Raw genomic sequence first — 23,093 nt, 5'->3', positions numbered from 1 at the left:
CGACGTCAGCCGATCAGGCCGCGGCCCACGATCATGCGCATGATCTCGTTGGAGCCCTCGAGGATCCGGTGCACGCGCAGGTCCCGGACGAGCTTCTCCACGCCGTATTCGTGCAGGTAGCCGTAGCCGCCGTGCAGCTGCAGGGCGGTGTCGGCGGCCTCGTAGCCGGACTCGGTGGCCACGAGCTTGGCCATGGCGCACAGGCGCACGGTGTCCGGGTCGTTGCGGTCCAGGGCGTCCGCGGCGCGCATGAGCATCGTGTGGGCGGTCTCCAGCTTCACGGACATGTCCGCGAGCTCGAAGACGAGGGCCTGCTTGGTGGTGAGCGGCTCGCCGAACGCGCTGCGCTCCTTGAGGTAGCGGGTGGCCTTGTCCAGGGCGGCCAGGCCGCCGCCGATCGAGCAGGCGCCGATGTTCAGGCGGCCGCCGTTGAGGCCCTTCATGGCGATGCGGAAGCCGTCGCCCTCCTCGCCGAGGCGGTCGGCCACGGGCACGCGGACGTCCTCGAAGATCACCTGGCGCGTGGGCTGGGTGTGCCAGCCCATCTTCTTCTCGCTGGGGCCGAAGGACAGGCCGGGGGTGTCCTTGTGGACCACGACGGCGGAGATCCCCCGGGCGCCCGTGTCCGCGGTGCGGCACATCACCACGTAGTAGCCGGAGGAGCCGGCGCCGGAGATGAACTGCTTGACGCCGTTGAGGACGTAGTGGTCGCCGTCGCGGACGGCGCGGGTCTTCAGCGCGGCCGCGTCCGAGCCGGCGCCGGGTTCGGTGAGGCAGTAGCTGGCCAGGTGCTCCATGCCCACGAGGTCGGGGATCCAGCGGGCGCGCTGCTCGTCGCTGCCGAAGGAGTCGATCATCCAGGCGACCATGTTGTGGATGGAGATGTAGGCGGCGAAGGCCGGGTCCGCCTTGGCGAGCTCCTCGAAGATCAGGATCGCGTCCGTGCGCGCCAGGCCGGTGCCGCCGTGCTCCTCCCCCACGTAGATGCCGCCCAGGCCGAGCTCGCCGGCCTCGGCGAGGACGTCCACCGGGAAATGCTACTCGGCGTCCCAGTCGAGGGCGTGCGGGGCGACGCGCTGCTCGGCCAAGTCGCGGACGGCGTCGACCAGGGCCTTCTGGTCGTCGGTGATGGGGAACATGGGTTCGTCCTCCTGGGGCTCGGGCCGGCCGCGCGGGCGGTCCACGACGGGGTGGTGCGGGGGTGACACCGCGGGCGGCGACAGGGTGTGACTGTCGTCACCATGATAATAGGACATCCAATGATTTGCCGTGTCGCCACCGGGCCGTGGGCTAGCGTGCTCCCCGTGCAGACCACCACCAGCCCCACCGCGGACTCGCCCACCGGCCCCCGCTCCCACCCCTCCGGCCGCACGGAACAGCTGTTCGGCATCCGCCGCCACGCGCTGATGACCGAGCGGGACGGCGCCCTCAACCCGGCCGCGTTCGAGGTCGGCCCGTGGTGCCTCGACCTGGACGGCCGGCCCACCGGCGCGGCGGCCACCGTGATCATGGACAACGCCACCGCGGTGGCCGTGCACCACGCGGCCCGGGACATCGAGACCGTGGTCACCACCGAGCTGCAGGTCAACGTGCTCGGCCCGCTGCCCGCCTTCGACGCGGCGGCCGTCACGGCCGGGGACGAGGACGGCCCGCTGCTGGAGTGCTGGACCCGCCCGCTGGCCTGGGATGCTGCCGGCGGCGTGGCCCGCGCGTGGCTCGAGGACGCGGACGGGCGTCGCGTGGTCGAGGCGACCGGCTGGTTCCAGTCGGTGCCGGCCGGAGCGCCGGAGCGGATGGCCGAGTTCGTCGCCGCCGGACGGCTGCCCCGCGGGGCCGAGACCCGCGTGCCCATGCCGGGGCTGCTGGCCGCCCGCCCCGAGTCGTTGCCGACGGCCGATCCGGACGTGCGCCCCGCCGTCGACGCCGCGGCGACCGCGGGCGCCCGCTTCGCCCCGAAGCCGGAGCTGGCCAACCCGTCGGGCGCCGTCCACGGCGGGGCCATGACGCTGCGGGCGGTCACCGCCGCGCAGGCGGCCATGCCGGACCGCGAGCGCTACGACGTCCAGGCCGTGCGCGTGGTGTTCGTGCGCCCGGGCCACGGCGAGATGGTCGCCCTCACGCGGGTGCGGCACGCCGGCCGGTCCCTGCGCCTCGTGGACGTGGACCTCGTGCCGGTCGGCGCCGACGGCGTCCCCGTGGCCGACAAGCCGATGGTCCAGGTGCAGGTCACCTTCCGCGCTGCCCGGAGCTGACGCTCCGCACGCCCGAGCACCCGAGCGCTTTCGAACGTGAGAAAGGGCCTATCTCACGTTCGAAAGCGCTCATTCCCCCGAGATCACGTTCGAAAGTCCCGGTGGGAGGAGGAGGGGCCGTCGTCGTGGGGTCGGCTCAGCGGCCCACGGTGCCGAAGCGGGAGGCCACGGGGGCCGTGAAGGCGGGCTTCAGGAAGAACCACGCGGCGGCGGTGACCGCCACGCTCACGAGGAACACCACGAGGCCCCACGCGTCGGTGGCCCCGCCGCGCGAGGTGTACATGTGGTTCAGGTTCGTCAGCAGGCCCGTGAAGGCCACGAGGAACACATGCACCACGATGAACGCCACGAAGAAGACCATCACCGGGAAGTGCACCTTGCGGGCCACCTCCATGGGGAACGCCTTGTTCAGTCCCTTGGCCTCCGTGGGGAACCACGAGGACATGCGCCAGCCCGTGAGGGCGGCGAGCGGGGCGGCCACGAACACCACCAGCGCGTAGGAGAGCATCTGCAGCGCGTTGTAGTGCACCCAGCCGTTCTCCGTGGGCCAGTCCAGGGACAGGTATTGGATGCCGGCGGACAGGGCGTGCTGGAACACGTGCGGGTCCGTGGGCACGATCCGCGCCCAGTGGCCGGTGGCGATCAGCAGCACCACGAAGATCAGGCCGTTGAGCAGCCACAGCGCGTCGAGGGCCTGGTGCATCCAGATGGTGAGCGAGAACTTCTTCGGGGTGTTGCCCCGCGCGGAGAACAGGCCGTCCTTCGTCGGCGTGAAGTTGGCCGGAGGCCGTGTCTCGTGACGGATCTGCAGGCCCGTCCGGATGATCAGCACCATCAGGAACATGTTCAGGAAGTGCTGCCAGCCCATCCACCAGGGCATCCCCTCGGGGGTGCCCTCGGGCAGGACCGGGTGCCCGTCGTAGGTCGCGATGAAGTCCGCCACCGGGTCCAGGCTCCGCAGCCAGCGTGCGGCCAGCACCGCGAGCAGCGCCAGCACCACGACGCCGGCCACCGCCGGCAGCGCCTTGCGCAGACGGGACGGGACGGCGGACTCGGCGGCGTCCGTCTCCGCGGTCCGAGCGGGCGTACCGGTGGCAGCCCGGGGCGGCTGCACGGCGGAGGCCGGCGGGGCCGAACGGGTGTCCGGCGCGGTGGGGGCCGGCTCCGGGGCCGACGCCGCGGCCACGGGGGCGGCGACGGCCGGTTCCGCATCGGCCGGCTCGACATCGGCCAGCTCGGCGACGACCGGCCGGGCCGGCGCCGCGGCGGCGGGCTCGGCCGTGGGCTCGGCGGTGGCCTGCTCCGGTGCGTCGACCTCCTGCGCCACCATCTCCGGCGCGGTGGGGCCGCCCACGGCGGCGAGCTCGGTGAACCACTCCCCCTCCCGGGCGAACGGCACGTACCCGGCCATGCGTCGCCGCTTCGCGAGCGGCACGAGGTCGGACTCCACGGGAGCGCCCACCCCGGCCGCGGCCGGCGCACCGGTCGCGGAGGCGACGACGGCCGCCACGTCCGGCACGACGGGCTCGGTCTCCGCGGGTGCGGGGGCCCGCGTCGGGGACGCCGAGGCGGCGATCGGCTCGGGCGCGACGGACCGCGCCGGGGCGGCGGCCGGGATCGATCCCGCGGCCGGGGCGGGGGCGCCGCCGAGCCACTCGGCCTCGCGGGCGAACGGGACGTACCCGGCCATGCGGCGTCGCGCGGACAGGGGCGTGAGGCCCGACGTCGGCGCGGTCGGCGCCACCGGGACGGCGGCCGCGGCCGAGGCGGGGGCCGCCGTCGTGGTGTCCTGCGCCGGGGCGGGGGCGGGCTCGGTCTCGGCCGGGGCGCCCTTCAGGGGGACGTAGCCGGCCATTCGCTGCTTGGGCATGCTTCTCCTCGTCCGAGGGGCGCGGTCCGCTGCGGACCGCGCCCGCACCGGTTCAGCCGCGGCGGGTGCGCAGCTGCTCGATGACCTGCGGGACCACCTGGAAGATGTCCCCGACCACGCCGAAGTCGGCGTGCTCGAAGATCTCGGCGTCCTCGTTCTTGTCGATCGCCACGATGGTCTTGGCGGTCTTCATGCCGGCCAAGTGCTGGATGGCGCCGGAGATGCCGAGGGCGATGTACAGGTTCGGGGACACGATCACGCCGGTCTGGCCCACCTGGCGCTCGGCCGCGGTGTAGCCGGAGTCGACGGCGGCGCGCGAGGCGCCCACGGCGGCGCCGAGCTCGTCGGCGAGCTGCTCGACGATCGCGAAGCCCTCCTCGGAGCCCACGCCGCGTCCGCCGGCGACGACGGTCTTCGCGCCGCGCAGGGGCGGACGGGCGGAGTTCTGCGTGCGGGCGTTCACCTCGAGCACCCGGGCGCCGGCGGTCACCGGGCCGAGCTCGGCGGCGGCCAGCTCCACGACCTCGGGCGCCTCGACGGCCGGGGCCCGGTCCGCGACGGCGCCGGGGCGCATGGTGATGATCCGGGGGCCGCCCTCGCCGGTGGACTCGCTGAGGTAGTCGCCGCCGAACACGGAGTGGCGGGCGATGACCTCGTCGTCGGCCCAGCGCAGCCCCACGGCATCCGTGCAGACGGGGCCGCGGGCGCGGACGGACAGGCGGCCGGCCACCGCGCGGGACTCAGGACTGCCGGAGAGCAGCACGGCCACGGGCGCGGTGCGGGCGGCCGCGGCGGCGAGGGCCTGCACGGCGGCGTCGCCGAGGGTGGTGGCGGCGTCGTCGGCCACGAGGACGTGGACGCGCGTGGCGCCGTACTCCCCCAGACGGGCGACGGCGGCGTCCCTGCCCTCCGCGCCGGTCACGAGGACGGCCTCGGGCACGCCCACGGTGGCCGCGGCGCCGAGCAGCTCGGCCACGACCGGGCGGAGCGCGCCGTCCGCGCCGATCTCGGCGTGCACCAGCACGGTCTGACCGCTGTTCGCGGCGTCGGTCTGCGTCGTCATCTCGGTCTCCTCCACGTTCGCGCTCACACGAGCCCCCGACCCGCGAGGAACTCCACCAGCCGCTCGGCGGCGGTGCCGTCGTCGGTGATCTTCTCGCCCGCGGCGCGCTCGGGACGCGTGTCCGCCGAGACCATCACGGAGCGGTAGGCGGCCTCGGCCGGGCCCGCGGCGATGCCGAGGTCGGCCAGGGACAGCACGGTGAGCGGCTTCTTCTTGGCCGCCATGATGTTCTTGAAGTTCGGGAACCGCGGCTCGGCGGTCTTCTCCGTCAGGCTCGCCACGGCGGGCAGGGCGACGGCGGCGCGCACGTCCGCGTCCGAGGTCGCCACGGTGCCGATCAGCTCGCCGTCGGCCAGCTCGGGGGCCTCGGCGTGCGGCAGGTAGGGCCGCTCCAGGAGCTCGGCGACCATGGCGGGCACCACGCCGGTGCCGCCGTCCGTGGACACCGTGCCGGCGAGCACGAGGTCGGCGCCCTCCTTCTCGACGGCCGCGGCGATCACGCGAGCCGTCTGCACGGCGTCCGAGCCGACGAGTGCGTCGTCGGTGATCTGCACGGCGGAGTCCGCGCCCATGGCCAGCATCTTGCGTAGGGTCTTCGAGGAGTCCTCGGGGCCCACCGTCAGGGCCACGACCTCGATGTCCGCGCCGGCGTCCCGCCAGCCCAGGGCGACCTCCATGACGCGCTCGCTGATCTCGTCCGGCACGGGCTCGGCCGCGCCGTCGCGCACCACCCAGCCGGTCTCCAGGCTCAGCTCACGCTCCTGCCACGTGTCCGGCACCTGCTTGGCCAGCACCAGGATCTTCACGGCCTCTCCTCCTTGGGTCGCGGTCTCGCCCCGGGGCCTCCGCCCCGAGCACGGTGACTTACGCTACAGACTACGGGTCCGCGCACGTCCGGGCCGCATGACCCGCGCGCGGGAGCGGCCGGGGCCGCCGTCGTCGGCCCGTGCGTCCGGACCATGATCGCCCGAACCGAGGAGGCACCGTGAGCCCCGCCGCCCCGCCCACCGCCCCGCCGGCCGCCGAGGACCGGCCCCGGGTCCCGGCGGTGCCCGCCTCCTCCCTCGTGCTGGTCCGGCCCGGGGCCGGCGGCGAGATCTCGGTGTTCACGGTCCGCCGCGCCGGGACCATGGCCTTCAGCGCCCACGCCACGGCCTTCCCCGGCGGCCGCGTGGACCCCGCGGACGACCTGTCGGACCGATTGTGGGAGGGCACGGATCTGGCCGACTGGGGCCGGCGCCTGGGGCTGCCGCACGAGCCCGCGGACGCCCACGGCACCCTCGCGGAACTCGACCCCGCCGAGGGCGCCGGCCGCGTGCTGGCCGCCGCCGTCCGCGAGACGTTCGAGGAGACCGGAGTGCTCCTGGCCCGGGACGCCGTCACCGGCACCCCCGTGGACCCGGCCCGGGTGGCCGCGTTCCCCGACGAGCTGCGCGACGCCGTCGAGCGCCACGAGGTGGACTTCGGGGAGCTGCTCGACCGCGAGGGGCTGCGCCCCGACGCCGGCGCGCTCGTGCCGTGGTCCCGGTGGATCACCCCGCACGGGGGCCCGCGCCGCTACGACACGTTCTTCTTCGCCGTCCACCTGCCGCAGGGCCAGTCCCCCGAGCGGATGTCCTCCGAGGCGGCCAGCCACGGCTGGGCGTCCCCCGCCGAGCTGCTGCGCCGCTTCCGGGTCGGTAAGGTCAACCTGATGGCCCCCACGTGGTGGCAGCTGCGCACCCTGGTCGACGCCGGCGAGGACGTCCACGCGGGCCGCTCCCGGTTCGAGCCCCTCGAGGGGGTCATGCTCGTGGCCGGGCAGGGGCCCGTGTTCCCCCACGCGGACGAGTATCTGCGTGACCTGACGGCGTTCCGTGCGGCCGCGCAGGTGGAGGAGTCCAAGGACAACATCCTCTGAGCGCTCCCGTCTCCGGTCCGTGCGGTGGGCGACGGGCCGGAGAGCAGCGCGGACCACGAGCCGCGACCCCATGGCCTGCCGGGCCCCGTGCCCCTAGTCTGGTCTGCACCGGATCACCCGGCTCCGCGCGTCCGGCCCGCACCCCCGGCCACCGCGCGTCCCGCTCGCACCCTAGGAGCACTGCATGGCGCTCAGCGTCCTCGACCTGTTCTCGATCGGCATCGGCCCGTCCTCGTCCCACACCGTGGGGCCCATGCGCGCTGCCCGCCGCTTCACGGACAGCATGGGCCAGCACGGCGTCCTCGAGCGCACGGCCCGCGTGCACGCCGAGCTGTTCGGCTCGCTGGCGGCCACCGGAGTGGGCCACGGCTCGGACACCGCGGTGCTGCTCGGCCTGGCCGGCCAGGACCCCGAGACCATCGACCCGGACGCCTGCACCGGGCTCGTGGCGGAGATCGTCACGGGCGGTCGGCTGCCCCTGGACGGGCGCCACGAGATCGCCTTCGACCGGCAGGCGGACCTGACGCTGCACATGCGGGAGTCCCTGCCCGGGCATCCGAACGGCATGCGCCTGACCGCCTACGACGACGCCGGCGAACAGCTTCACACCCGCGACTACTACTCGGTGGGCGGCGGCTTCGTGGTCACCTCGGACGAGCTCGAGGCCGAGCTGGACGCCACCAAGGACGTCAACCGCACCGACGACGGCGACACCGGCGAACCGTACCCCTTCTCCACGGGCGCCGAGCTCGCCGCCCGCTGCCGCGAGGCCGGCCTGAGCATCGCGGAGCTCATGCTCGCCAACGAGGCCACCCGCCACGACCTCGACGAGCTGCGCACCCAGCTGCTGGCCATCTGGGCCGTCATGGAGGAATGCGTCCACAACGGCGTGACCCGCACCGAGCCGATCCTGCCCGGCGGACTGCAGGTCCGCCGTCGGGCCCCCGCGCTGCGGGAGCACCTGCTCCAGACCACCGACCGCACCGACCCCATGTGGGCCATGGAGTGGGTCAACCTCTTCGCGCTCGCGGTGAACGAGGAGAACGCCTCGGGCGGGCGCATCGTCACCGCGCCCACGAACGGCGCCGCGGGCATCATCCCGGCCGTCATGCTCTACTACATGCGCTTCGTGCTCCCCGAGGGCGCCACGCAGCAGGAGCGGGACGACAAGGTGGTCGAGTTCCTGCTCACCGCGGCGGCGATCGGCATCCTGTACAAGCGCAACGCCTCCATCTCCGGCGCCGAGGTCGGCTGCCAGGGCGAGGTCGGCTCGGCCTGCTCCATGGCGGCGGGCGCCCTGTGCGCCGTGCTCGGCGGCACCGTGGACCAGGTGGAGAACGCGGCCGAGATCGGGATCGAGCACAACCTCGGGCTGACGTGCGACCCCGTGGGCGGCCTCGTCCAGGTGCCGTGCATCGAACGCAACGCGATCGCGTCGGTGAAGGCCATCAACGCGGCCCGGCTGGCGCTGCTGGGGGACGGCTCGCACCGGGTGACCCTGGACCAGGCCATCACGACCATGCGCGACACCGGCGCGGACATGAAGTCCAAGTACAAGGAGACCTCGCGCGGCGGCCTGGCCGTGAACGTCATCGAGTGCTGATCGCCCGGGTCCGCGGCCCAGCGCCGCTCCGGTCGGGACGGACGGGGCACCCGTCCGCTACCGTGGGGCCCGACCCGCACCCTGCCCCCGAGCGCGAGAGGACCGACGTGGCCATTCATCCTGTGGACGCGACCCTGGAGGCCGCGAAGATCGATCCCGACCAGCGTGCCGAGAGGCTCAAGGGCGTGAAGCTCGACGGCGCCGGCTGGAAGTACGCGCTCACACGCGCGCTCAAGGAGTTCGGCAACGACGGCGGCACCGACCTGGCCGCGAAGCTCACCTACTACCTGGTGCTCTCGCTGGCTCCTTCCCTGCTGGCCGTGTTCTCCATCCTGTCCCTCGTGCTCGCCTCCAACCGCGGGGCCATCGACGATCTGCTGGGGGAGCTGACCGGCCTGGTCCCGAGCGACTACCAGCCGCTCGTCACGAACCTGGTGACCACCATGAGCGACTCGGCCGGCTCAGGCGGCGGGATCATCGCCCTCATCATCGGCATCGCGACCGCCCTGTGGTCCGCCTCCGCGTACGTGAAGGCGTTCAACCGCTCGGCCAACACGGTGTACGGCTACGAGGAGGGCCGCGGCCTGGTGAAGCTGACGCTGACCAACCTGCTCACCACGCTCATCCTGATCGTGGGCATCGTGGTCGTGCTGCTCTCGCTGGCGCTGAACCGCTCGCTCGTGGACGGCTTCCTCCAGCCGATCGCCGGGCCGCTCGGCATGACCGGCGTGGTGAACTTCCTCTCGGACACGTTCCTGCCGGTGTGGGCGTGGGCGAAGTGGCCTGTCGTCGTCGTGATCCTGCTGGTGCTGATCGCGACCCTGTACTACACCACCCCGAACGTCCAGAAGCCGCGCTTCCACCTCTTCGGCCCCGGCAACATCGTGGCGCTGGTGGGCATGGTGCTGGCCGCGGTGGCCCTGTCCGTGTACTTCACGCAGTTCGCCGGCTACTCGGCGTACGGTGCGATCGGCACGGTCATGGCGCTGCTGTTCGCCCTGTGGATCTTCAACATCGTGCTGCTGCTCGGCCTGGAGGTCGACGCCGAGGTGGAGCGTGCCCGCCAGCTCGAGGCCGGCCTGCCCGCCGAGGCTCGGGTGCAGCTGCCCCCGAAGGACGTGGCCGGGGTGGAGAAGCGCGCCGAGAAGCAGACGGCCGTGGAGGAGCGCGGCTACGAACTGCGGGCGGTCCACGAGGGCCGCTGACCGCGCCCGGCGCGGCGCCGAGCACACGTTCGGCACGGACGACGACGGCCGCTCACCTGGCGAGGTGGGCGGCCGTCGTCGTGCGCGGGGCCCTCAGCGCCGGGCCGCGCGGTAGCCGCCCGCCTGCGCCGCGGAGGCGGAGGCGTAGCAGTGGCGCGCGTTGGTCTTGCCGTAGTGCTGCTGACCGGGCATGTGGTAGATGCCCGAGTTGTCGTTGGCCTTGACCGGGTGGGAGTCCGGGCACACGGAGTCGGCTCCGCTCACCGGCCCCGCGTCGCCGGCCGCGGGGGCCGCCTCCGGGGCGGGGGCCGGGGCCGCCTCCGGGATGGGCTCGGCCGCGGTGCCGCACTCCCCGGAGAACCTGCCGACGCCGTTCGCCCGGGCCTGCTCCCACGCCGCCTCGACCTCGGGCAGGAAACGGTCGTTGCCGTCGAAGACCGCCGGCTCGCCGTAGCCCAGGCGGGCCATCTCGGCGTTGAGCAGGACGCCGTCGGCGTACACGCCGGCGAGGAGGCGGTCGTAGCGGTCGTAGAGCCGGCGATCGTACCGCAGCACCACCGTGTCGCCGGGGCTGATCATCGACTTCAGCGCCGCCGTCGCCTCCGGTCCCATGCACTCGACCGGCTTCGAGGGGTGGTGGGTCTCGGGGGTGTCGATGTTGAGCAGGCGCACCCGCGTGGACACCTCGCCGAGGGTCACGCGGAGCGTGTCGCCGTCCGAGATCGACTCGACCGTGACCACGTCTCCCTCGACGTCGGCCGGGGCGGCGGGCGCCGCCGGCTCGGCACTGCGGGAGCCCTCAGCGGCACGCGACTCGGCGGCCCCGCTCGAGGACGACGCTGCGGCGCGCGAGCTCTGCGCGGCGGAGGAGGAAGCGGCCAGCGACGACGCAGCGGCACGGCTCGTCGCAGCCGCGTCGACGGAGGGGGTGGACGTGATCGGCATCGTGCTGACCGACGCGGAGGTGTCGGCATCGCTCGCCGGGGTGACGCCGTCGTCGGTGGCGGTGCAGCCGGTGAGCAGGAGCAGGGACAGTGCGGCCGCGGGGAGCGCCGCGCGCAGACGGGCAAGGGGCACGAGGATCCTGGAGGGGAAGGGACGGGGACATGACGAAGGCCCCGCCGTGAGGCGGGGCCTTCGGATCACCACATCATCGCATGTGGGAGGCACAGGTGTTGCCGCACGTCACGACAGCATCGGTCCCCGTTCCGTCAATGACGACGGGGGTCAGCGGCGACCGTCGATGGGGTCGCCGCCGCCGTCGAGGGCGTCGAGGACGAGGTCGCGGGCCTCGCCCGTCGCGGACCGGCGGGAGAGCAGCAGCGCGGCCAGCCAGCACAGCAGGACGATCGCCGCGCCGCCCCACGCCAGGAGGGCGAGGCTGCCCGAGAGCAGCCCCGTGCCGTCCGCGCGGCCGACGCCGATCCACATCAGACCCCACGCGAGCGCGAACGCCGGAGCCGGGCGGCCGCCGTTGTACACGGCCGTGAACGCACCGATCAGCACGGCCACCACGAGCATCACCTTCGCCCAGAGGGACGACTGCCCCGGATCGCCGACGACGCCGGTCGAGGCCAGCCACGCGGCCAGGTTCGCCACGGCGGCGATCGAGACCCAGCCCAGATGCAGGCCCTGCACCCCGTCCAGGAGGATCCGCTCACCCCAGCTGTGCGCGCGGACGGATTCGAGGAGCACCAGGATCCACGCCAGGCACGCCAGCAGCAGCGCGATCACCACGACGCTCAGCCCCAGCAGCCCGGCCTGCACCGTCCAGATCCACGCGGCGTTGAGCAGCACCGAGACCAGGATCCACGGTCGCAGGCGGTCGTGACGGGCGGACTGGGCCGAGGCGAGGAACTGCCACACGGCGTACGCCAGCAGCCCCGCGTAGATCACGGACCAGATGCCGAACGCGGGGGTCGCCGGGGACACCCAGGTGGCGTCCGGGCCGAGCCAGCCGCCCGCGGCCTCGGCCACGGGGGTCAGGCCGCCGACGACGCCGGAGCCCAGGAACGCGGCCACGACCGCGAGGATCACGACCACGAGCATGGCCACCCGGCCGCCCGTCGAGGACAGCCCCGTCCCCGAGCTGGGGACGCGCGCCGCGGCGTCGGGGCCGAAGGGGCTGCGGGACGGGCCGAGGTCGGTGGCGGTGCTCATGGGTGCTCCCGTGGGGTGATCGTCGGGGGTGTGCCCCGGGCGGGGCGGGTCTCAGGGTCAGCGTAGCCGCCGGGCCCATCGCGGGCACGGGCCACCGCGGCCTAGGGTGGGGGCATGCGCACTTCCTCCCCGATAGGACTCCTGCTGGACGTGGACGCCCCCGTGGCCTCCACCGAGACCCGGACCGTGCCGGAGGGGATCATCGACGTGCTCGTCCGCCTCGCGAGGCGCGGGGTGCCGGTCGGCTTCAACACGGGCCGCTCCACGGACTTCCTCCTGCACAACCTGATCGCCCCGCTGCGCGACGCGGGCCTCCCGGACGACGCTCCCTTCCACGCGATCTGCGAGAAGGGCGCCGTGTGGTTCCCGTTCTCCGCGGTGCCCTCCGGGGACCTGCCCGACGTCACCGTGGACGGCACCGCCCCGGACTGGCTCCGCACCGACCCGGACATGGCCATCGACGCGGACACCCGTGACGCGATCTGGGCCCTCAACGATGAGCGCGCCGGGGACCTGCAGTTCACCGACCGCACCAAGCTGGCCATGGTCTCCCTCGAGAAGACGGTGGGCGCGGACCAGACGGAGTACGAGCGGGTGCGCGACGACGTCGCCGCGGGCGTCGAGGATCTGCTCGCCGAGCGCGGACTCGCCGAGGAGGTGCGCGTGGCCCCCTCGGTGATCTCGGTGGACGTCGAGCACCGCTCCTCCGGCAAGGACCTGGGCGTCGAGCGCTGCTTCGACCTGCTGGCGGAGGCGGGCACCCCGGTGCCCGAACGCTGGCTCACCGCGGGCGACTCGCGCAGCGACTACGCCATGGCCGACCGGCTGCACGAGCGCGGACTCGCCGTGGAGCACATGGACGTGCGGCCCGCCGACGGCGTCCCCGAGAAGCCCTACGGCGTGGTGACGGCGGCGATCCTCGCCGAACGCGGCATCGGCGACGCCGACGACGTCCACGAGCGGGCGGGCGAGTCCCTGCTGCGCTGGGTGGAGCGCGACCTGCTGCGCTGACCAGGCCGGACGCCCCCTCCGGGCGGCCGCCCCTCCCCGGGCCTGGACCTCGACCCCTAGCGTGGAAGGCAATGCCGCGCCCCTGCCGAAACCGGCCCGGGCGCCTCCCGACCAGAGAGAGGTTCCACCGTGGCCACCGTCGCCCAGAACATCGTCGAGACCCTCCACGCCTCGGGCGTGCGCCGCATGTACGGCGTGCCCGGGGACTCCCTCAACGGGCTGACCGAGGCCCTGCGCTCCCACGGCGGCATCCAGTGGGTGCACACCCGGCACGAGGAGACCGCGGCCTTCGCCGCCTCCGCCGAGTCCCAGCTCACGGACGAGCTCGCGGTCTGCGTGGGCTCGTGCGGTCCGGGCAACCTCCACCTGATCAATGGCCTGTTCGACGCGCAGCGCTCCCGCACCCCGGTGCTCGCGATCGCCGCGCACATCCCGTCGGAGGAGATCGGCTCGGGCTACTTCCAGGAGACCCACCCGCAGGACCTGTTCCGCGAGTGCTCCGTCTACGTGGAGCACGTCTCCTCGGCGGACCAGATGCCCCGCATGCTGCGCACCGCGATGCGGGCCGCCGTCGAGCAGCGGGGCGTGGCCGTGCTCGTAATCCCGGGCGACGTGGCCCTCACCGAGCTCTCCGCGAAGCCCGAGGTGATCCGTCACACGCCGTCCCGCGTCATCCCGGCCGACTCCGTGCTGCGCGAGGCCGCCGAGGCCCTGGACTCGTCCAAGCGGATCACCATCCTGGCCGGCGCGGGTGCGGCCGGCGCCCACGACGAGGTCGTGGCCCTGGCGGAGCGCCTGCAGGCCCCGATCGTCCACGCGCTGCGCGGCAAGGACCGGATCGAGTACGACAACCCGTATGACGTCGGCTTGACCGGCCTGCTCGGCTTCGCCTCCGGCTACCACGCGCTCAAGGAGGCCGAGACGCTGCTGATCCTCGGCTCCTCCCTGCCGTACCGGCAGTTCTACCCCGAGGACGCCACGGTCATCCAGGTGGACGTGCGCGGCGAGCAGATCGGCCGACGGGTGGCCGTGGACGTGCCGCTCGTGGGCGGCGTGAAGGAGACGGCCCAGGCCCTGCTGCCGCTGCTGCGCGGGAACTCGTCGTCGGCGTTCCTGGACAAGGCGCTCAAGCACTACGCCAAGACCCGCAAGGACCTCGACCAGCTGGCCTCCCCGGGACGCGGACGCGTGCATCCGCAGTACGTGGCCCGCCTCCTCGACGAGCTGGCCGACGACGACGTGGTGTTCCTGCCCGACGTCGGCTCCCCCGTGATCTGGGCTTCCCGGTACCTGACGATGAACGGGCGCCGCCGGATCATCGGCTCCCTGTCCCACGGCTCCATGGCCAACGCGGTCACCCAGGCGGTCGGCGCCCAGGCGGTCGACCCCACCCGCCAGGTGGTGGCGATGGCCGGCGACGGCGGGCTGGCCATGATGCTCGGCGAGCTGATGTCGTTCGTGCAGAACGGCCTGCCCGTGAAGACGCTCGTGTTCGACAACGACTCGCTGAACTTCGTGGAGCTCGAGATGATGGCCGCCGGGTTCGTCCCCTACGGGACGAGCCTGGAGAACCCGGACTTCGCGGCGATCGCGGAGGCGATCGGCATCAAGGGCTTCCGCGCGGACCACACGACGGACCTGCCCGCGGTGATGCGCGAGTTCCTCGCCCACGACGGGCCGGCGCTGCTGGTGGTCAAGACCGAGCGTCAGGAGCTGACGATCCCGCCGAGCATCGAGTTCGAGCAAGCCAAGGGCTTCGCGCTCTACGCCATGCGCACCGTCCTGGACGGCAAGGGCACCAAGCTGCTCGACCTCGCGAAGGCGAACCTGCGCCAGCTCTTCTGACCTGCCGCGCACGACGACGGCCCGGACGCTGGCGGCGTCCGGGCCGTCGTCGTGGTGGGGCGGGGAGAGCCCAGCCCCGCCGGTAGGTCAGGCGCGGTGGGCGCCGCCCTCGGCGACGATCGGGTGCTCGGCCGTGCCGGCGACGCCCTGGGTGATCAGGCCGTCGGCGCGGTGCTCCCAGAAGTCCGCGTTGCGGATGCCGAGCGGGCGCGGGTCGAACTGCGGGTCGAGACCCTGGCGCTTCTGTGCGCGGTAGTCCTTGAGGGCCTTGAGGGCCGGGCCCTGCAGCACCAGGATGCCGAGGATGTTCAGCCAGGCCATGGAGCCCACGCCGATGTCGCCGAGGCCCCAGGCCGCACCCGTGGTGGCGACGGCGCCGTAGGCCACGGACACGAGGATCAGGGCCTGCAGGAAGCGCAGCACGACGCGGCGGACCATGCCGTTGCGCAGGTTGCGCGTGAGAAACACGATGTTGACCTCGGCCATGTAGTAGTACGCCACGATCGTGGTGAAGGCGAAGAACGCGAGCGCCACGGCCACGAACGTGGGGCCGAAGCCGGTGAACATGGCGTCGAAGCCGGTCTGGACGAAGGCCGGGCCCTCCGAGGCCGTCGGGGCGACGATGCCCTCGAACAGCAGGCCGGAGCCGGACTCGTCCGAGTACACCCGGTAGGCGCCCGTGGAGATGATGATGAACGCGGTGGCCGAGCAGACGAAGAGCGTGTCGATGTAGACGGCGAACGCCTGCACGAAGCCCTGCTTGGCCGGGTGTGAGACCTCGGCGGCCGCGGCGGCGTGCGGGCCCGTGCCCTGACCGGCCTCGTTGGAGTAGATGCCGCGCTTCACGCCCCACTGGATGGCGAGACCGAGGATCGCGCCGAACACGGCGTGCACGCCGAACGCGCTGGCGAAGATGGAGCCGAAGACCTCGGGGATCTGGTCGAAGTTCAGGAACAGCACGATCAGCGCGAGGATGATGTACAGCGCGGCCATCACGGGCACCACGTAGACGGCGAACGTCGCGATGCGCTTCACGCCGCCCAGGACGATGAAGGCCAGCAGGATGACCATGGCCAGGGCCACGACCCAGGCGGGCACGGCCCACGCCTCGCCCGCGGCCGCGGCCACGCCGTTGGCCTGCACGCCCGGCAGGAAGTAGCTGGTGGCGAAGACGGTGACGACGGCGAACAGGATGGCGTACACCTTGAACGCGGGGGCGGCGGCCGTGTGCTTGTAGGCCTTCTCGAAGTAGTACGCCGGGCCGCCGCGGTACTCGCCGGTGTCCGGGTCGCGCTCCTTGTAGATCTGGCCGAGCGTGGACTCGATGAAGGACGTGGCGGCGCCGAGCAGGGCCATGACCCACATCCAGAACACGGCGCCGGGGCCGCCGAACGCGATGGCCGTGGCGACGCCGCCGATGTTGCCCATGCCGACGCGGCCGGCGAGCGACATCATGAGGGACTGGAGGGACGAGGTGCCGTCCGCGGAGTCCTGGCCCTCGCGGAGCTGCTTCACCATGTCCGGGATGTTCACGAACTGCAGGAACATGGTCCGGATGGTGAAGTAGAGGCCGACGATCAGGCAGAGCCAGATCAGGGCCGGGGACCAGATGACGTCGTTCACGGCGGTGATGAGATCTGCGAAGGACATGGGGTCTCCAGATCGGGGTGGGGATGGCCGGTGCGGTGCGAGCTCCGAGCGGCGGCCGCCGGCGGTCCCGGACGACTGGGGAGAAGGATACGCGCAAATGTGACCCGCGTCTCGCATCCAGCGTGGCGGATCGGGAATCCGGGCGCGCGGCCCGCGACGACAGCGGCCCCGGACATGCGAAAAGCCCCGGAACCACTGGGGTCCCGGGGCTTGCCCGCGGAGGATGGGGGATTTGAACCCCCGAGGGCTGTTAACCCAACACGCGTTCCAGGCGTGCGCCATAGGCCGCTAGGCGAATCCTCCTTGGTGCGCCCTCATGCGGCGGACCGCGCGAGGGCAGGCTCCATCATAACCAGATCGTCCTGGGCCGCGCCAATCCCCCGCGGGAGGCGAGGGCCCGGTCCGGGTCTCGCCGCGGCCCGAATCGCCCCGCCCACCGCCGCCCTGGTAGAGTCGTGGGCGGCCCCTCACGTGGTGTCATCTCGCTGAACTCCCCCAGGACCGGAAGGTAGCAAGGGTAGGTGGGCTCTGGCAGGTGCGTGAGGGGTCTTCACTTTCCCCAGGAGATCCCATGCCCGCCGGACGCTACGCCCCCTCCCCCACGGGAAGCCTGCACCTGGGCAACCTGCGCACCGCGCTCGTCGCGTGGCTCGCGGCGCGCGCCACGAACCGTGCCTTCCTGCTGCGGGTCGAGGACCTGGACCGCGTCCGCTCCGGGGCCGAGGCTGACCAGCGGGCGGACCTGGCCGCCGTCGGGCTGGACTGGGACGCCGAGCCGGTGCGCCAGTCCGAGCGCACCGCCCTGTACGACGCCGCCGTGGCCGCCCTGCGCGCCGTGCACGGCCCGGACGCGGTGTACGAGTGCTTCTGCTCGCGCAAGGACATCGCCGAGGCGACGTCGGCCCCGCACCCGCGACCCGACGACGGCGCCCCCGCCTCCGGCGGCGCCGTGCCGCTGCGTCCGCCCGGCTTCTATCCGGGCACCTGCCGCGGCCTGACCGAGGCCGAGCGGGCCGAGCGACGGCGGGTGCGCCCCGCCGCCCTGCGGATCGACGTGGCGAAGGTCGCGGGCCTGCCGGCGGGCGAGACCCCGCGCGCCACCGCCGTGGACGTGCTGCACGGCGAGGTCACGGGCCTGGTCGACGACCTGGTGCTGCGCCGGAACGACGGGGCGTACGCGTACAACCTGGCCGTCGTCGTGGACGACCTGGCGCAGGGCGTGGACCAGGTGGTCCGCGGCGACGACCTGCTCGACTCGGCCCCGCGCCAGCGCTGGCTGGCCGAGGCGCTGTGCGCCGCGCGCGGGGAGCCGACGCCCGCGGTGGAGTACCTGCACGTGCCGCTCGTGCTGAACGCGGAGGGGCGGCGGCTGGCCAAGCGGGACGGCGCCGTGACCCTTGAGGACCTCTCCGCGCAGGACCCGGCGTGGACCCCCGAGCGGGTGCGGGACCGGCTGCTGGAGTCCCTCGGCCTGCCCGCGGGACCGCTGGCGGCCGCCGTGCCCGCGTTCGACCCGGCCGCCCTGCCGCGTGTTCCGTGGGTGTTCACCGGGCTCTGAGCGGGCCGGCGCCCTGGTCCGCCGCAGGCCCGGCCCCGGTCAGAGGACCTGGGCGGCCTGGTCGAAGTCGAGGCGGCCCTGGCGGGGCTGCTGCGCCTTCTCGTCGTCTGCGGCGGCGTGGCCCACGTTGATCACCAGGAGGGACTTCCAGGCACGGTCCGCATGGAACTCGGCGTCCACGGCGGCGGCGTCGAACCCGGCCATGGGGCCGACCTCGAGCCCGTGGGCGCGCAGGGCCACGAGCAGGTAGCCCACCTGGATGAGCGCGTTCGTGCGGCCCATCCCCTCGCGCATGCCCGGCTTGCCCTCGGCATCCTCCTCGAAGCCCTCCCGGAACGGGGCGAGGTGGCCCATGTGGCGGTGCCAGTCGAGGTCGTAGGAGGCGATCAGCGTGAGCGGGGCGCGCTCCGTCTTCTCCCGGTTGAACTCGATCATGAGCGGAGCCAGGCGGGCGCGGGCCTCGGGGCTGTCCACGACGTCGAGCCGCAGCGGCTGGTTGTTCATGGCGGTCGGCGCCCAGCGGAGGTCCGCGTAGGCCCGCTCGATCAGCGCGAGGTCGACGGGCTCGTCCGAGAAGAGCTGCGTCGTGTGGCGGTCCGCGAAGAGGCGGTCGATCTCGGCCTGACTCAGCGGTCCCGCGTCCGGGGCCGGCTGCGTGGGGTGGATCGTGTCCTCGGCGTCGGTGTGCATGTGCGTGGTGGTCATGGGCCAGGGAACGGGCCGGTGGGTGGGCGCATTCCCCGGCTCCCTTAGCCCGTCCGCCCGCCGGATAGGCTTTCAAGGGTGAGCACCGCCCTGTACCGCCGCTACCGCCCGGACCGTTTCGAAGACGTGATCGGGCAGGACCATGTCACGGTCCCGCTGCGCACCGCACTGGCGAAGGACCGCGTGAACCACGCCTACCTCTTCTCCGGCCCGCGCGGCTGCGGCAAGACCACGTCCGCCCGCATCCTCGCGCGCTGCCTGAACTGCGCCCAAGGCCCCACGCCCACGCCGTGCGGCGAGTGCGACTCGTGCCGGGACCTGGCCACCGGCGGGCCGGGCTCGCTGGACGTGCTGGAGATCGACGCGGCCTCGCACGGCGGTGTGGAGGACGCCCGCGGCCTGCGCGAGCGGGCCACGTTCGCCCCGGTCCGGGACCGCTACAAGATCCTCATCATCGACGAGGCGCACATGGTCACCGCGGCGGGCTTCAACGCGCTGCTCAAGATCGTGGAGGAGCCGCCGGAGCACCTGAAGTTCATCTTCGCCACCACGGAGCCGGAGAAGGTCATCGGGACCATCCGCTCCCGCACCCATCACTACCCGTTCCGGCTCGTGCCGCCGGAGCCGCTCATCGCCTACCTCGAGCAGCTGTGCGCGGAGGAGGGCGTGTCCGTGGAGAAGGGCGTGCTGCCGCTCGTGGTGCGCGCCGGCACGGGCTCGGTGCGTGACACGCTCTCCGTGCTGGACCAGCTGATCGCGGGTGCCCAGGAGGGCCAGGTCTCCTACGAGCTCGCGGTACGCCTGCTCGGCTTCACCCCGGAAGCCCTGCTGGACGACGTGATCGACGCCGTCGCCGCGGACGACACCCCCACCGTGTTCCGCGTGGTGGACCGCGTGGTGCAGTCCGGCCAGGACCCGCGCCGCTTCGTCGAGGACCTGCTGGACCGCTTCCGCGACCTCGTGATCGCCCGTGCCCTGCCGGAGGAGGCCGGGGCGATCCTGCACGGCATGCCGGAGGACCAGGTGCGGCGTCTGTCGGCGCAGGCCGCGCAGCTCTCCCGCGCGGAGCTCTCCCGCCTCGCGGACATCACCAACCTCGCGCTGACGGACATGGTGGGGGCCACCAGTCCCCGCCTGCACCTCGAGCTGCTCATGGCGCGCCTGCTGCTGCCCGCCTCGGACGAGACGCACCGCGGCCTGGCCGCCCGCCTCGAGGCCCTCGAACGGCGCCTGGAGCTCGGTGGCGCCGCGCCCGTCGAGGACGGCGCCCCGGAGGGCACGACGACGCCGGCCCGGTCCGGCACGCCCGCCAAGGACGGCGGCGGATCGGCCGGGGACGCGGACGGCTCCGGCCCTCTGACCGGTGCCGCGCTCGCCCGGGCCGCCATGCGGCGGCCGGAGGAGCCCGCGCCGACGGCGCCCACCGCCCCGCCGGAGCGCTGGACGCCGCCTGCCCCGCAGTCCGTGGCAGAGGCGCCGGAGGGGGACGCGGCCGCCGGGGCAACGGGGTCCGAACGTCCGCAGCAGCCGCCGCAGCCCAAGCGGCCTGAACCGGCTGAGGTCGGGGCCCGTTCCGGGGACACGCGCCGCCCGGAGGCCGGGAGCCGCGCCGAGCCTGAGGGCCGCCCCGAGGGCCGGCCCCAGGCTCAGGACCGCACCGGTGCCGCGCCGTCGAGCCCCGCTCCCGCCCCGGCGGCGAGCCAGGTGGAGATGATCCGCCGGGCCTGGCCGGACATCCTCACGGCCCTCGAGGACGCCTCACGCCTGGTGTGGATGCTGGTGAAGGACAACGCGAGCGTCGCGGGCTACGACGGCTCGTTGCTGACGATCGGCTTCCAGCAGGACGGGCCCCGCCAGTCGCTGCTCGGCCGGGGCGGCGACCGCGTGCTCGGCGAGGCCGTCCACCAGGTGCTCGGCATCCGCCCGCGGCTCGACCTGATCCTCGGTGGGGACGCGCCGACCGGGGACGCCCGCGCACAGTCCGGCGCTCGCCCGGCCGGCCCGGCGCGGACGGACCGGCCTGAGCGTCCGGCCCCGCAGCAGGGCCGGCCCGACCGACCGACGGCGCAGCCGAACCGGCCCGCTCCGGCACCGGGGCAGGCCCCGCGCGAGCCGGAGTCCTCCCGCCCCACCCCGCCGCGCTCCGCCGCACCCTCCACCGCGGAGGACGACCCGGCGCCGCCGGCGGCTCCGCCCCGGGCCACACAGCAGCGTCAGACGCCGGAGCCGTCCCCCGCCTGGACGCCCGCGGCTCCCGCCACCTCCTGGGGGCCGACGCCGACGTCGTCGACGACGCCCGCCCCCGCCCCGCCGGCGGACGGCTGGGGCGGCCCGGATGAGGAGCCGCCCGCCTGGGACGACGCTCCCCCGCCCGAGGAGGACCCGTGGGACTCGCTGCCCGCGTTCGACCCGGACGCGGAGCAGGACGACTCGGACGGCCCCGAGGGCTGGACCCCGCCGGCCCGCGACGCCGAGGAGCGGCCCGTCGGCGCCGCGGGCTGGGACGGCCCCGTGCCGTCGGTCGAGGACTGGGGCGCGCCGCCGCAGGCCGCACCGGCCCCCGGCGGCGCCGCGCCGGACGCCGGCCAGGACTCCCCGGTCCAGCCCGACGCCCCGACCCCCGGCGAGAGCGAGCCGAGCGCCGAGGAGGTCCGTCGGGCCTACGACCCGGGGCCGCTGGTCCGCGAGGAGGAGCACTCGATCCCCGTGTTCGCCCGTCCGGAGGCGGAGCTGCGCGCGGAGTTCGCGAAGCGCTTCGGCGCGACCCGTCCCGCCGGCTTCGACGACGGCGCGGGCGCGGCCGCGGACGGTGACTCCGCCCGGCCTGCCACGCCGTCGCCCGCCCCGGACGACGACGCAGCGGCCACGGAGCGACGCGATCCCCACCCGGCCGCCTCGGGCGCCGGCCCGTCCTCGGACGAGCAGCGGCGCCCCACGGGCGCGCCCACGGCCGACGCGACCCCCGATCCGGGCGTGCCCGCCGACGACGCGGACGCCACGCCGCGCACGGCTGCCGGCCCGACTGGTTCGGACTTCCCGGGCTCGGGCCATCCGGCGAGCATGTACCCGCGGCTCATGGAGCGGCTGCGGGCCGGAGGGCCCCTCGAGCCTCCGGTGAACGCGGGCTCGAGCGGCGGCGGCGGGACGGGCGGCGGCCCCGGCGCTCCCGGTGGCCCCGACCCGGACGCCTCGCCGGGCTCCCCCGCCGGGGGCCGGCCGAGCGCGGCCTCGCTCGGGGCGCGCCCCGCCGACGTCGAGCCCGCCGGGGGAGCCTCGGCGCCGCCGTCGTTGGACGCGCGGGCCGCGGCCATCCACGCCGCCCGCGAGGCCGCCCAGGGCCGCGGCCCGACCCGGCCCGCCGACACCGGCCCCGCCGCCCCGGCGACGTCCGGGGTGGGGTGGGAGGACGAGGTCGCCAGCGACGACGACGTCCCGCTCGAGGACTCGGGCCTCGTGGGCCGGGCCGTCGTCGAACGGGTGCTCGGCGGCCGTCTGCTCGAGGAACGCCCCAACGACGCCTGAGGCGAACGCGCCCGTACGCGGTCCGGGGCCGCGGGCATGATGGACGCGGCGCCGGACCACGGCGCCGCGTCGGGGCGCACGCCCCACGAGACGCACCATCGGACGAGGGAGACGGATGTACCAGGGCGCGGTGCAGGACCTGATCGACGAGCTCGGCCGCCTGCCGGGCATCGGGCCGAAGTCCGCCCAGCGCATCGCCTTCCACATGCTGGAGGCGGACCGGGAGGACATGCTGCGGCTCGCGGACGCCATCCGCACGGTCAAGGACAGGGTGCGGCTGTGCTCGGTCTGCTTCAACGTCTCCGAGGACGAGGTGTGCTCGCTCTGCCGGGATGAGCGCCGGGACCGCTCCCAGATCTGCGTGGTCGAGGAGTCGCAGGACGTCATGGCCATGGAACGCACCCGCGCCTTCCAGGGCCGCTACCACGTGCTCGGCGGGGCCATCAATCCGATCGCCGGCATCGGCCCCGAGCAGCTGCACGTCCGCGAGCTGCTCACCCGGCTGCAGGACGAGGCCGTGCAGGAGGTCATCCTCGCCACGGATCCCAACCTCGAGGGCGAGGCCACGGCCACCTACCTCGGCCGACTCCTCGGCGCCACGGGCATCCGCGTCACGCGCCTGGCCTCCGGTCTGCCCGTCGGCGGGGACCTCGAGTACGCGGACGAGGTCACCCTCGGCCGTGCCTTCGAGGGACGCCGCCTGATCAGCGGCTGACACCGGCCGGCGTCGAACAGGTCCCGCCCGACGC

16 protein-coding genes, 1 tRNA gene, 1 other RNA gene and 1 pseudogene are annotated in these 23,093 nt (G+C 74.1%); 10 read left to right on the top strand and 9 right to left on the bottom strand.

Annotated elements, in window-relative coordinates; all coding sequences use genetic code 11:
- Positions 1-5: 5 nt before the first annotated feature.
- Positions 6-1,139 (bottom strand): annotated as a pseudogene (locus B1A86_RS01200) (acyl-CoA dehydrogenase family protein).
- A gap of 165 nt (positions 1,140-1,304) precedes the next feature.
- Between B1A86_RS01200 and B1A86_RS01195 the strand changes: the two are divergent.
- A complete protein-coding gene (locus B1A86_RS01195; protein ID WP_078025422.1) occupies positions 1,305-2,252 on the top strand; it encodes a PaaI family thioesterase in 948 nt (315 codons plus the stop codon).
- 136 nt (positions 2,253-2,388) lie between these two features.
- Here B1A86_RS01195 and B1A86_RS01190 read toward each other — a convergent pair whose 3' ends face one another.
- The 3 genes from B1A86_RS01190 to B1A86_RS01180 are packed head-to-tail and all read right to left on the bottom strand — an operon-like array spanning position 2,389 to position 5,991.
- Positions 2,389-4,122, bottom strand: coding sequence for a cytochrome b/b6 domain-containing protein (locus B1A86_RS01190; RefSeq protein WP_225348894.1), 1,734 nt, complete (start codon positions 4,120-4,122; stop codon positions 2,389-2,391).
- Positions 4,123-4,174: 52 nt separating this feature from the next.
- The gene (locus tag B1A86_RS01185) at positions 4,175-5,212 is read right to left on the bottom strand and encodes an electron transfer flavoprotein subunit alpha/FixB family protein (protein ID WP_078025390.1); all 1,038 of its coding nucleotides are present in this window, start codon (positions 5,210-5,212) and stop codon (positions 4,175-4,177) included.
- The gene (locus B1A86_RS01180; protein ID WP_061867548.1) at positions 5,209-5,991 is read right to left on the bottom strand and encodes an electron transfer flavoprotein subunit beta/FixA family protein; all 783 of its coding nucleotides are present in this window, start codon (positions 5,989-5,991) and stop codon (positions 5,209-5,211) included. The genes B1A86_RS01185 and B1A86_RS01180 overlap by 4 nt, the downstream gene beginning before the upstream one ends.
- A gap of 179 nt (positions 5,992-6,170) precedes the next feature.
- On the opposite strand from B1A86_RS01180, the gene B1A86_RS01175 reads away from it, so the two are divergent.
- From B1A86_RS01175 to B1A86_RS01165, 3 genes are all read left to right on the top strand, one after another.
- The gene (locus B1A86_RS01175) at positions 6,171-7,085 is read left to right on the top strand and encodes an NUDIX hydrolase (protein ID WP_078025391.1); all 915 of its coding nucleotides are present in this window, start codon (positions 6,171-6,173) and stop codon (positions 7,083-7,085) included.
- Positions 7,086-7,269: 184 nt separating this feature from the next.
- On the top strand, positions 7,270-8,688 hold the full coding sequence (locus B1A86_RS01170) for an L-serine ammonia-lyase (RefSeq protein ID WP_061867550.1): 1,419 nt from the start codon (positions 7,270-7,272) through the stop codon (positions 8,686-8,688).
- Between the two features lie 107 nt (positions 8,689-8,795).
- Entirely contained in the window at positions 8,796-9,893 is a 1,098-nt protein-coding gene (locus tag B1A86_RS01165) for a YihY/virulence factor BrkB family protein (protein WP_227717929.1), read from the top strand.
- Positions 9,894-9,986: 93 nt separating this feature from the next.
- On the opposite strand, the gene B1A86_RS01160 is transcribed toward B1A86_RS01165, so the two are convergent.
- Complete coding sequence (locus B1A86_RS01160; RefSeq protein ID WP_078025392.1) at positions 9,987-10,970, bottom strand: thermonuclease family protein; 984 nt, start codon at positions 10,968-10,970, stop codon at positions 9,987-9,989.
- Between the two features lie 150 nt (positions 10,971-11,120).
- The gene (locus tag B1A86_RS01155; RefSeq protein WP_078025393.1) at positions 11,121-12,053 is read right to left on the bottom strand and encodes a TspO/MBR family protein; all 933 of its coding nucleotides are present in this window, start codon (positions 12,051-12,053) and stop codon (positions 11,121-11,123) included.
- A gap of 114 nt (positions 12,054-12,167) precedes the next feature.
- On the opposite strand from B1A86_RS01155, the gene B1A86_RS01150 reads away from it, so the two are divergent.
- Together B1A86_RS01150 and poxB are read left to right on the top strand one after the other, a co-directional pair.
- Complete coding sequence (locus tag B1A86_RS01150) at positions 12,168-13,064, top strand: haloacid dehalogenase (RefSeq protein ID WP_049146689.1); 897 nt, start codon at positions 12,168-12,170, stop codon at positions 13,062-13,064.
- 129 nt (positions 13,065-13,193) lie between these two features.
- Entirely contained in the window at positions 13,194-14,909 is a 1,716-nt protein-coding gene (gene poxB / locus B1A86_RS01145; protein WP_078025394.1) for a ubiquinone-dependent pyruvate dehydrogenase, read from the top strand.
- Positions 14,910-14,996: 87 nt separating this feature from the next.
- Here the strand turns inward: poxB and B1A86_RS01140 are convergent, their stop codons facing one another.
- Positions 14,997-16,559 (bottom strand): sodium:alanine symporter family protein, encoded by a 1,563-nt coding sequence (locus tag B1A86_RS01140; RefSeq protein WP_078025395.1) that lies wholly within the window; start codon positions 16,557-16,559, stop codon positions 14,997-14,999.
- Positions 16,560-16,776: 217 nt separating this feature from the next.
- A tRNA-Ser gene (locus B1A86_RS01135) sits at positions 16,777-16,862 on the bottom strand.
- A 155-nt stretch (positions 16,863-17,017) separates the two neighbouring features.
- Here B1A86_RS01135 and ffs point away from each other — a divergent pair.
- Together ffs and gluQRS are read left to right on the top strand one after the other, a co-directional pair.
- Positions 17,018-17,114, top strand: an RNA gene (gene ffs, locus B1A86_RS01130) — signal recognition particle sRNA small type.
- Between the two features lie 16 nt (positions 17,115-17,130).
- Entirely contained in the window at positions 17,131-18,117 is a 987-nt protein-coding gene (gene gluQRS / locus B1A86_RS01125) for a tRNA glutamyl-Q(34) synthetase GluQRS (protein WP_078025396.1), read from the top strand.
- A 39-nt stretch (positions 18,118-18,156) separates the two neighbouring features.
- Here gluQRS and B1A86_RS01120 read toward each other — a convergent pair whose 3' ends face one another.
- Positions 18,157-18,822, bottom strand: coding sequence for a malonic semialdehyde reductase (locus B1A86_RS01120; RefSeq protein ID WP_049146682.1), 666 nt, complete (start codon positions 18,820-18,822; stop codon positions 18,157-18,159).
- A gap of 78 nt (positions 18,823-18,900) precedes the next feature.
- Here B1A86_RS01120 and B1A86_RS01115 point away from each other — a divergent pair, with 78 nt between their 5' ends.
- Together B1A86_RS01115 and recR are read left to right on the top strand one after the other, a co-directional pair.
- A complete protein-coding gene (locus tag B1A86_RS01115) occupies positions 18,901-22,344 on the top strand; it encodes a DNA polymerase III subunit gamma and tau (RefSeq protein WP_078025397.1) in 3,444 nt (1,147 codons plus the stop codon).
- A gap of 115 nt (positions 22,345-22,459) precedes the next feature.
- Positions 22,460-23,059, top strand: a complete 600-nt coding sequence (gene recR, locus B1A86_RS01110) for a recombination mediator RecR (RefSeq protein ID WP_002856659.1) — start codon at positions 22,460-22,462, stop codon at positions 23,057-23,059.
- The last annotated feature ends 34 nt before the right edge of the window (positions 23,060-23,093 follow it).

The organism is Micrococcus sp. KBS0714 (genome assembly GCF_002008305.4).
Classification (GTDB): domain Bacteria; phylum Actinomycetota; class Actinomycetes; order Actinomycetales; family Micrococcaceae; genus Micrococcus; species Micrococcus luteus.
This window is presented reverse-complemented; position numbering and strand designations above follow the sequence as displayed.